Genomic DNA, 1,925 nt, shown 5'->3' with positions numbered 1-1,925 from the left:
CATACAGAGGGTTCTTTAAAAGACATAAATATAAAATCCATATATCAAAACATATATGAAGGTTTGATATATTTCAAAAAGCACCCTGTATTGGAACCGATTGTAACTTGTGGTGCTGTTTACGGTTTTTTTAAATACATATTAAATAGCATTTTAGTAATATTCCTTTATAAGGTAATGGGTCTATCTGAAATTGAAATAGGGTTTGTTGTAGGTTCAGCAGCGGTGGGATTTTTAATAGGTAATACGGTTCTCATGAAAAAAAGTCAACAAATTAATAATACAAAAATGCTTATTTATAGCGCTACGGTATCAGTTACCGGTTTGGCTTTTATACCGATAATGGGATATATGGGAACAGTTTACGGTATAGTAGCCGCAAGTATCATACATGGTATGGGAGAAGGTGTATTTGGCCCTTACGCTGCAACTATACGACAACTTGCCTCACCAAATCACATGCTAGGCCGAGTAAATGCTGTACAGCGTACGCTTAATTGGGGAGCTTGGGCATTGGGAAGTTTTGCTGGTGCATTTTTAATTTCTATATTTGGGCTCCAAACTACGTTATTTATAGGAGGTTTCGGAACAACATTGTGTTTAGTGGCGTTGTTACGACGAGGCGTATCAAAAGGACATGACATTGAATATACGAGTTCATTTTAGAGGAGATGATTATGATGCATAAGGTATTAAACGGAACTGACATAAAAAATAAACCACACATTTTATTTATAGGGGGATGGACAAAGCCTATACAAGATGCATTAGACAGTGGATATACTGTTTCGTATATAGGATCTTACGCTAAACACATATATTTTGATGGAACTATCTTAGAAAAATGTTTCTATAAAAAAGAAATAGACACAACAAACATACCCTTGTCTATATACTATGCTGAAGAATTATTCAAAGAGAAACCTTTTGATGTGGTTGTATCTTTCAACGAAACAGCATTAGATACGGCTTGTATAATTGCAAAGATTTTTAATGTTAAAGGGCCTTCTTATAATGCTAATATGATAACCCGCAATAAAGACATGATGCGTGAAATTCTAGCAGGCAAAGACTTTTCGATAGATTCGACAGTTTGTAATAACACTGAAGACATTAATGAATTTTTGAATAAAAAAGACAGTGTTATAATAAAGCCGCCGATTGGGGCAGGGGGTAAAGGAGTATCTAAGCTAGACTCGGGAGATGACGTAGGGGCATTTATTAAAAAAAATGGTATTCAACTACCTGTTTTAGTGGAAGAGTATATTGAAGGTGATATAGTTTATACGGTTGAAACCGTTTCTTATAACAAAAAACATTCTATACTTGCTATATCAGCTGAAGTATTTAAAGAAGATACATTTATAATAAACTATACTATTATGCCGGCACCTATAGATGAATCTCAAAAACAATTAATTATGGAGAAAGTAATGCTATTTTTGGACGACATGCAAATGGAAAATGGCATTACTCATACAGAAATAAAGATAGACAAACAAAATAAGCCAATAATCATAGAGTCTCAAGTTAGAATAGGTGGTGGCAACATCTGGAAGATGGTAGAACTAATAACTGGCATATCTCAATTTGGATACTATTATGATGCGCTAGCTACTGAGACTATAGATGAATTTAGATGTGTACCTTCAAAATGTCAAGCTATGTCTTTAAGTTTGATTCCAAAACCAGGTTGCTTAAAAGAAATCAAGTATAAAGAGTTAACTAACATATCCGAGGTCGTATTAATTGATCTATTAGTAAAAGAGGGCGACACTATACCAACTATTGTAGATAGTACTCAACGCAAAGGATCTATATTATTTACGGCTAATGATATAAAACATATGTACGAAATTGCAGAGGAAATATGTGACAATATAACGTTTGTTTATCAGGATTTGTCAGAATGGAAACCTTCTTTT

Annotated in this window: 2 protein-coding genes; both read left to right on the top strand. The window is 33.8% G+C overall.

Features of this window, described 5'->3' with window-relative positions; all coding sequences use genetic code 11:
- Positions 1 to 666 (top strand): MFS transporter (locus AC1DJR_RS28205; protein WP_477004068.1); only part of this gene is annotated, 666 nt, incomplete at its 5' end.
- Between the two features lie 14 nt (positions 667 to 680).
- Positions 681 to 1,925: ATP-grasp domain-containing protein (locus AC1DJR_RS28200; RefSeq protein ID WP_477004067.1), on the top strand; the 1,245-nt coding region annotated here is incomplete at its 3' end.

It is taken from the genome of Bacillus sp. 05T31 (genome assembly GCF_056396725.1).
Note: the sequence above shows the minus strand (reverse complement) of the source record. Positions and strands in the feature narration are given on the sequence as shown.